The organism is Brasilonema bromeliae SPC951, assembly GCF_012912135.1.
Taxonomy (GTDB): Bacteria; Cyanobacteriota; Cyanobacteriia; order Cyanobacteriales; family Nostocaceae; genus Brasilonema; species Brasilonema bromeliae.
In genome coordinates this window covers 1-8,321 of sequence record NZ_QMEB01000213.1, presented here as the reverse complement: position 1 = coordinate 8,321, position 8,321 = coordinate 1, and the positions used below count along the sequence as shown (strand labels likewise).

At 42.4% G+C, this 8,321-nt stretch carries 10 protein-coding genes and 1 pseudogene; 4 read left to right on the top strand and 7 right to left on the bottom strand.

Annotation, left to right across the window (positions count from 1 at the left end; all coding sequences use genetic code 11):
- Together DP116_RS29600 and DP116_RS22180 are read left to right on the top strand one after the other, a co-directional pair.
- The coding region (locus DP116_RS29600; RefSeq protein ID WP_246275743.1) for a cytochrome P450 at nt 1-780 on the top strand (780 nt) is incomplete at its 5' end.
- A 224-nt stretch (nt 781-1,004) separates the two neighbouring features.
- Entirely contained in the window at nt 1,005-2,594 is a 1,590-nt protein-coding gene (locus DP116_RS22180; protein WP_169157233.1) for a glycoside hydrolase family 57 protein, read from the top strand.
- Between the two features lie 87 nt (nt 2,595-2,681).
- Here the strand turns inward: DP116_RS22180 and DP116_RS22175 are convergent.
- The 5 genes and pseudogenes from DP116_RS22175 to petC all read right to left on the bottom strand — a co-directional run.
- Nucleotides 2,682-2,945, bottom strand: a pseudogene (locus tag DP116_RS22175) (CHAT domain-containing protein); the annotation flags it as partial.
- 232 nt (nt 2,946-3,177) lie between these two features.
- Entirely contained in the window at nt 3,178-3,660 is a 483-nt protein-coding gene (locus tag DP116_RS22170; RefSeq protein WP_169157232.1) for a type II toxin-antitoxin system YhaV family toxin, read from the bottom strand.
- A complete protein-coding gene (locus DP116_RS22165) occupies nt 3,657-3,980 on the bottom strand; it encodes an AbrB/MazE/SpoVT family DNA-binding domain-containing protein (protein ID WP_169157231.1) in 324 nt (107 codons plus the stop codon). Before DP116_RS22165 ends, DP116_RS22170 begins: the two co-directional genes overlap by 4 nt.
- Nucleotides 3,981-4,099: 119 nt before the next feature.
- On the bottom strand, nt 4,100-5,101 hold the full coding sequence (gene petA / locus DP116_RS22160) for a cytochrome f (protein ID WP_169157230.1): 1,002 nt from the start codon (nt 5,099-5,101) through the stop codon (nt 4,100-4,102).
- A gap of 263 nt (nt 5,102-5,364) precedes the next feature.
- Nucleotides 5,365-5,904 (bottom strand): cytochrome b6-f complex iron-sulfur subunit, encoded by a 540-nt coding sequence (petC, locus tag DP116_RS22155; protein WP_048866972.1) that lies wholly within the window; start codon nt 5,902-5,904, stop codon nt 5,365-5,367.
- Between the two features lie 226 nt (nt 5,905-6,130).
- Between petC and DP116_RS22150 the strand changes: the two genes are divergently transcribed.
- On the top strand, nt 6,131-6,442 hold the full coding sequence (locus DP116_RS22150; RefSeq protein WP_169157229.1) for a DUF3067 family protein: 312 nt from the start codon (nt 6,131-6,133) through the stop codon (nt 6,440-6,442).
- Nucleotides 6,443-6,498: 56 nt separating this feature from the next.
- Here DP116_RS22150 and DP116_RS22145 read toward each other — a convergent pair whose 3' ends face one another.
- Complete coding sequence (locus DP116_RS22145; protein ID WP_169157239.1) at nt 6,499-6,834, bottom strand: tRNA-binding protein; 336 nt, start codon at nt 6,832-6,834, stop codon at nt 6,499-6,501.
- A 120-nt stretch (nt 6,835-6,954) separates the two neighbouring features.
- Nucleotides 6,955-8,040, bottom strand: a complete 1,086-nt coding sequence (locus DP116_RS22140; protein ID WP_169157228.1) for an RNA-guided endonuclease InsQ/TnpB family protein — start codon at nt 8,038-8,040, stop codon at nt 6,955-6,957.
- A 69-nt stretch (nt 8,041-8,109) separates the two neighbouring features.
- On the opposite strand from DP116_RS22140, the gene DP116_RS22135 reads away from it, so the two are divergent.
- Nucleotides 8,110-8,283, top strand: a complete 174-nt coding sequence (locus DP116_RS22135) for a hypothetical protein (protein ID WP_169157227.1) — start codon at nt 8,110-8,112, stop codon at nt 8,281-8,283.
- Nucleotides 8,284-8,321 lie beyond the last annotated feature (38 nt).

Sequence of the window (8,321 nt, the reverse complement as noted above, 5' to 3'; positions counted from 1 at the left end):
GTTCGTGCGCGTGAGCAGCTTCTTGCAAAGATTGATGAAATGATCAACCAACGCCAACAACATCCTTCCTCTAATGAGGATGTTTTGAAAATTCTATTGCAGGCGCAGGATGAAGAGGGTAATCGTTTGAGCTTGGAGGAAGTGAAAGATAACGTGTTGGGAATGCTCGTTGCTGGACACGAAACTTTAACTTCAGCACTCACATCCTTGTGTTTATTGCTTGCTCAACATCCACAGGTGCTGCAAGCAGCCCGTGCAGAACAAGAGCAACTCGGGTTGACACAACCGCTAACACAGGAATCTCTCAAGCAAATGACTTATCTAGAGCAAGTGCTAAAAGAAGTTTTACGAATAGCACCTCCAGTAGTTCGCAGTGGTTCGCGGAAAGTGCTTGAGTCCTGCGAGTTCGGTGGGTATCTCATCCCGCAAAGTTGGGATGTGTTTTACCAGATCCAAGAGACTCATCAAGACCAGAATGTCTATGCTCAACGTGAACGATTTGACCCAGAACGTTTTGCACCTGAACGGGTCGAGAACAAACAAAAGGTCTTTAGCTATATTCCGTTCGGTGGTGGAATTCGAGAATGTTTAGGCAAGGAATTTGCCAGATTGGAAATGAAGGTGTTTGCAGCGTTGTTGATTCGTGAGTATCAGTGGGAATTACTCCCTGGACAAAATCTAGAGCGGGTTGTACTACCGTTCTCCCGTCCTCATGATGGCTTAAAGGTGAAATTTTGGCGACATAAAAGGGGAGCATCATGTTCCGTTTCTGAATTTTGAACCGCTTTTAGATCGATCACTGTTAGATATTCGTCAAGAGTTTGACCTTTTGCCTTTTATGAAATGAGTTGCGAAGGGCATGAATGAGATGTGCATCAATGCGTAGGCATAATTTGGAGAGTTGACTAAAGAATGTAACGATCCCCATAAAGTCTTAAAATATTCTTAACATCTGCCAAATTCCCAACCTTTCATCTAACAAGTACCATCCCGGAACTATAATTATGGCTATCGGCTACGTTGCGCTCGTACTCCACGCACATCTGCCCTTCGTTCGTCACCCAGAAAGTGATTATGTGCTAGAAGAAGAATGGCTCTATGAAGCCATCACCGAAACTTACATTCCTTTGCTGCGAGTCTTTGAAGGCTTAAAGCAAGACGGTGTTGACTTTAAAATCACGATGAGCATGACACCACCTCTTGTGTCAATGCTACGCGATCCTCTTTTGCAAGAACGCTACGACGCTCATTTAGCCAAACTCGAAGAACTTATAGAACTGGAAATCGAGCATAATGTCCACAACGGTCATATTCGTTATTTAGCCGAGCATTACGCCAGTGAGTTTAAGGCGATACGAGAAGTTTGGGAACGCTACAACGGGGACTTAGTCACAGCTTTTAAGCAGTTTCAGGACACTAACAATTTAGAAATCATTACCTGCGGTGCTACCCACGGCTACCTACCACTGATGAAAATGTACCCGCAAGCTGTGTGGGGACAAATTAAAGTAGCTTGCGAACACTACGAAGAAAACTTTGGTCGCCCACCCAAAGGTATTTGGCTGCCAGAATGCGCCTACTATGAAGGTGTAGAGCGGATGTTAGCCGATGCAGGGTTGCGCTACTTCCTCACTGATGGGCACGGTATTCTTTATGCCCGTCCTCGTCCACGATTTGGCACTTATGCCCCAATTTTTACAGAAACTGGTGTTGCTGCCTTTGGTCGAGACCATGAATCTTCTCAGCAGGTATGGTCTTCTGAGGTCGGCTATCCTGGTGCTGCAGAATACCGCGAGTTTTACAAAGACTTGGGTTGGGAAGCAGAATATGAGTACATTAAGCCCTACATTATGCCTAACGGTCAACGCAAAAATACGGGCATTAAGTATCACAAAATTACAGGTCGCGGCTTAGGACTGGCAGATAAGGCACTCTACGACCCGTATTGGGCACGGGAAAAAGCTGCAGAACACGCTGCCAATTTTATGTATAATCGTGAGCAGCAAGTAGGACATCTTCATGGTATAATGCAGCGTCCGCCAATTATTGTTTCTCCCTACGATGCTGAGTTATATGGACATTGGTGGTATGAAGGTCCTTGGTTTATTGATTACCTGTTCCGCAAGTCATGGTATGACCAAAAAACCTATGAAATGACCCACTTGGCAGATTATTTGCGGGCAAATTCAAGTCAGCAAGTCTGCCGTCCTTCGCAATCAAGTTGGGGTTATAAGGGATTCCATGAGTATTGGTTGAACCAAACAAATACGTGGATTTACCCACATTTGCATAAAGCCGCAGAACGGATGATTGAAATAGCAAAGCGGGAACCAGAAGATGAGTTGGAGTGGAAAGCGTTGAACCAAGCAGCGAGGGAACTGCTGTTGGCGCAGTCTTCCGACTGGGCGTTTATTATGCGGACGGGAACGATGGTACCTTATGCAGTTAGAAGGACGCGATCGCACCTCATGCGCTTTAACAAGCTTTACGAAGACGTTAAAATCGGCAAAATCGATAGCGGTTGGCTGGAAAAAGTTGAATTGATGGACAATATTTTCCCGAATATCAACTACCGAGTGTATCGTCCATTGTAGTAGCAAAACGGAAATAACAGGGGCGGTAGGTGAGGATGTCCTCACCTGCTGTGCAAAGACTAGGGTGGACAACACCAAACCCTGTTCTTACAAGCCATTGCCAATTAAAATGAATGGTGCCCAATAATAGGGGTGACTAAGATTATTAGCGACTTTTAGCAAGAAGCGATAGCTTCGCTGCTGCGCTGCGCGCAGATCGCGCGTAGATTCTAAAATAGCTTTGTTTTGCTGTTGAACAACCCTTGAGTAGTTGTCCGTAATCATTGCCACTTGCGCTTGACGTAAAGCCTCAGCCTTTGTCATATTACCTTGATACAGCATTGCGTAGAAAGCATTCATCAAGGTTTGTGTACGGTTTTCTAAGCCAGAAAAACCTTTGGTAGCCAAAAGCTGTTTTGCCTCTGGTAGTTTTAAGTCTTCCTGCTAAGGTTGCACAGCAAGTTTTAAGATTGCTAGATCAATCTTGGAAACACGTTAGAGACGGTTTAGCGCTCAATGGAGTTGGGATGAAGTGCTTTGATATCAAAGAGTATCTGGTTGGCTGCTAAGCGTTGTGCTTTTTCTTATGCAGTATCTTTGCTAATCATTTGGTTTCCAGTGAATCTTTCTTTTGTTCCTTAAAATCTGTTACCTCACATTCCGCAAGCAGTTCATCTACATTTTCCGGAAAGTCAATATTAGTAACTTTTTTTGCAAAAACCTGATAACAATCGTTTTTATCCCCTTCTTTACGTGGGAATCCTAACCAAATAATGATAATAATTTTTTGTTCTTTAAATGCTCTAAAAAATAATCTATATCGGGCAGGTAGCCCCATTTTCTTCAGACGACCATACCTGTGTAAAGGTTTGTGTAATACAAAGTGAGATGCAAAAGGATCTTGAGTAATTTTTTCTTTAATACCAATATTCAAGCCCTTTAGTAGCTTTACATCTCCATGAGTCATAAACTCTTGTTTAGATAACTCAGTTTTTAAAGTACGAACCCGATGAGACAATTCTACCCATTGCTTATCAAACAATGGGTAGAAAAATATTCTCCATCCATCAGATGTGAATGAGTTCATGCATCCAAAACAACATCACAAAGTAGCTCATCCATTTCGTCGCTCATTTCTTTTGTATAAGCAACGAGTTGCTCAGGATTTTTAACAGCATCTTTCATCAAAAAGTCGAGGAACAGACTCATCATAATAGATTCCGTTTCATCTACTTCCTCAACTTCATCAGTATCTAATTGCACTAAAAAGGTGTTTTTAGATAAGACTTGCACATAACCTGAAGTATTAACTAAATGAGGATGGTCTTTAGAAAAAGCACGAGGTAAGCGAAAACCATCTTGCGTGCCTATCTTAGCAGAAGCTATAGGATAGGTCTTGTCAGTCATCTAAGTTACTCCTTTATGAAGGCAATTCTTTTATTATAACATTTATTATAATATCGTCAAACAAACATAAAAAAGACAGGTCAAATACCTGTCCTATGACTGATAATTTGGCTCTGAATTTAGAAATTCATCTCTGCAGCTTGAACCTTTTCAACCTGCTTCTTCTTGAGGACAAGCATAACTTGAGCCAACATAACAAGTGCGACAAATGCAATCAACCATTGAACTCTCGTAGCATCTTGTAGCACGATTTCGCCGTCATCTTGACCAAATCCACCAACGTTTGGATTATTGGTCAAAGGTTCATCTTTTTTGACCACTTGTCCTTCAGAGACAATCAATTCTGGTCCAACGGGTATAGTGTCAACTACTACGTCCCCAGATTCAGGTTGGATGCTGAGTTCGTACTTGACGTTACCGTCTTCATCTTCTGTTTTGGCAATCTTGCTAATTGTACCCGCAGCAGAAGCCGTGTATACCGTGTTGTTGCTCTTTAGGCCAGTGGGGTAAACTTGTCCGCGTCCACGGTTACCACCTACGTGAACAGCGTACTTACCAAAGTGAATTTTCTTGTCAGTTGCAGGGTTAGGAGAAAGGACGGGGAAGACGATTTCCTGATATTGTTCACCAGGTAGCGGTCCAATGATGACGACGTTTTCTTGATCTTCGGTGTAGGGTTGGTAGTATAAACCCTCGATTTCTTCCTTCCACTCCTCGGGGATGCGTTCTTCAGGAGCAATCTTGAAGCCTTCTGGTAGCATCAGCACAGCACCGACGTTCAAGCCAACTTTAGAACCATCGGCACCCACCTGCTCTACGCTTGTATCGTAGGGAATTTTTACCACAGCTTTAAATACCGTGTCAGGCAGAACAGACTGGGGAATTTCGACTTCGGTAGGCTTTGCTGCTAGGTGACAGTTAGCACACACAATCAGCCCTGTCGGTTGGCGAGGACTTTCGGGGTAGGTTTCCTGTGCCCAAAAGGGATATGCTTCAGCTGCTTGAGGTAGGACTAGATCGCTGGTGAAGAAAAATGTCACTGTGGCGATCGCTACGAGCAAGGTTTTGATAATTGTTCTAGCACTGCGAGTTAAACTCGCTATTTGACAAACATTTCTCATCTCTATAAGGACAACTAGGACAACGATTCTCTGATATTAGTCATTAGTCATTAGTGAGACCAGTGCTGCGGGAGGGTTTCCCGACAACAGGCATCTGGCGAACCCGAAGGGTCAACAGTCATGAGTCAAGAGTCAAATTTCGACTCCAAACTATAGACTATGCACTGATTAAATCAGTGAACAGCCTTTTGAGTGAACAGTAAACACTCAAGAGTTATCAAGCCAAGATGAGCTGATAACTGATAACTGATAACTGATAACTGTTAAGCCCACCAAGGATCTTCGCCTGTACGGAAGTCGGTTTCCGTCCATTGAGTCAGGACGATTTTGTCTTCTTCGGCTTTTGCATGACTCAAAGCTAAAGACAGAGGTGCTGGACCTCGGACAACCTTACCCGTCGCGTCGTACTGTGAACCATGACAGGGACACTTAAACTTGTTCTCTGCTGCGTTCCAAGGAACAACACAACCTAAGTGCGTGCAAACGGCGTTAATCCCGTAATCAGTAATCGCCTCTTTGCTATCTACCACAATATAGGTGGGGTCTCCCTTGAGTCCTTGAACGAGAACGCGATCGCCTACATTATGACTTTCCAAAAACTTGCTAACACTGACATCGTTCCCTAGCTCGTTTTTTGCCGTTGTACCACCCCCAGCACCACCGCTTGCTGGAGGAATAAAATAGTTGACAACGGGATACAATGCTCCCAGAGCCACTCCGGTTACAGTTCCAAATGTCAGAAGATTCATGAATTGACGACGCCCCATATCGGGCACGTCCATTGATTCAGAAAATTGAGCCATAACCTACGCGTTCTTTGTGTATTTTGTTAACAAATATGACTTGAGTTTTTCATTAGGAAACTCTTGTCTGAGTGAAAAGGATAATGCCTACAAGGATGCCAGGATGCTTTGTGCAAAAATCTTTCCAGCATCTTTCTTAGTAGGATTACATTTCTTTATAGTCCTATCATACTTGAGTCATGGAACTTAACATCATAACTAAATGTAAAAATATTTGAGAAAAGATATGACGGGACAGGAATTACACCAACTGTTGCTTGAGAAGTGGGGACGCTCCTATGATGTCCAATTGCGTCGCACACAAGGTAAAATATTCTTACAAGTTATGTGGAAATATTTAGAGCAAGTGTCTTTCCCATTAAATGAGGTAGAATATCAAGAGCATCTGGATAGCATCGCCAATTATCTGAATGGCTTAGGTGGTGAAACACAGGTAAAAACCTATATTCGAGAAACACGAGAACGCCCACGACTTGGTAAAGCTGTGAGTATTCCGTTAGATTTAGGAGAACGTGCGGCGGAATGGTTGATCCAGTAGTTGTAAATACTTTCACCAACTATGGCGAAACCTAAGACAGAAAAATGAGGAGATTGTCAGAAAATTCTTTGACCCAGAGGTACCTCTTTTTCTGGCTGAATCAACACGACTTCACCATCGTCTAGCACGACACCCAACACAAGGACTTCAGACATAAAATCAGCGATTTGACGAGGTGGAAAATTGGTGACAGCTAATATTAACCTGTGCGTTAAATTTTCTTTTTGATACAATTTGGTAATTTGAGCACTAGACTTCTTGACGCCCAAATCACCAAAATCTATCCAAAGTTTGTATGCTGGTTTTCGGGCTTGAGGAAAATCTTCTACTTTGATGACTTTGCCAACACGAATTTCTACTTTTTCAAAATCATCGTAACTTATTTCCGTTATATAAATCCTACTCAAACCTAATCAACACCTATCAAAGCTATTCATTCTTGTTTGAGTTTCGCTTACTTCCTGTTTCAATCTGGTAGTGTCGGCACTATCCAGTCCACAGGCTAACCTCGCCTAACTGGCGATTTTCTTCAAATTGATTGCTGCGTTCAAATCGCGGTCAATGACAAAACCACAATGACTACATTCAAACACTCGCTCATTCAAAGTGAGTGTTTCTTTTTTACTGCCACAATGGGAACAAGTTTTAGAGCTAGGAAACCATCGGTCAACTACAACAAGTTTGGAACCATAAAGTTCACACTTGTAGGTTAGTTGCCTACGAAACTCAAAAAATCCCATATCTTGGATGCTTTTAGCCAGTTTATGGTTAGCCATCATTCCGGATACGTTGAGGTCTTCAATGGCTATTACACCGTGGTTCTTGGTTAATAGTGTGGTGAGCTTATGCAACGTATCTTTTCGGATGTTGGATATTTTTCTATGCAGTTTAGCTATTTGCATCTGCGCTTTTTTCCAGTTGTTTGAACCGATGATTTTATGACGATTCAACCACTGCATTCTGCTGAGTTTGGCTTCGTACTTTTTGTATGACTTTGCGCCATTAACCACTTCACCAGTGGACAATGTTGCTAGGTTTTTAACGCCAAGGTCAACGCCTACAACGCTTGTATTACTTAAGTCCTGCTCTTCTACATCAAATCGGAAGCTGATAAACCATCTGGAAGCTATACGGCTAATTGTTGCAGACTTCGTTAATACTTGTGGTAATCGTTCATAAGTTTTGAGAACACCAATTACAGGTACTTGGATTTTGTTATTACCTAAAATTTTGACCGTGCCTTCCAATGTAAAAGAATCGCGCCTACTTCGCTTCTTGAACTTCGGAACGCCAGCAGTTTTGTTAAAACAACGCTTCCATGCCTCACGCAAAGCCATCAATGCTTGTTGTGGTGTAGATTTGCTGCACTCGTAATACCATTCATTTTCAGCTTTTACTAATGCCACCAGCCATTTATGTAAGTCAATGGCAGTAGGAAACTTGATCTTAATTGCGGAATTGGTTTTATTGTGGTCAAGGATTTGTTTTGTTAAAGCCAGTCCCCAGTTCCAAGCGTGCCGTGCAACACCGCAATGTTTCATTAATGCTGTGCGCTGTTGATTATTTAGTTTCAATTCAGTTTTGAAACCTAACAGCATTAAGCTATCCTTTCAACTTTTTAAAAAGGTGTACAATATCTAGTATATCAGATGCTTTGGATTTTTAAAATGCCAAAAACAAAGTTTAAACCAGATAATCAAGTGGCATATGATAAAGTCCCGGTACAGTTCAAAGTCTTGCCAGGAGTAAGGGAAAAACTTAAAGCCGTCCCCAACTGGCAAGAACGGCTAAGAGAGTTTGTTGATCAATTGATTACTGATAGCGCAATACAGTTCAGTTAAGCCTCAAAGTCAGGTAAAGTAAGCATTATTCGCAAGCA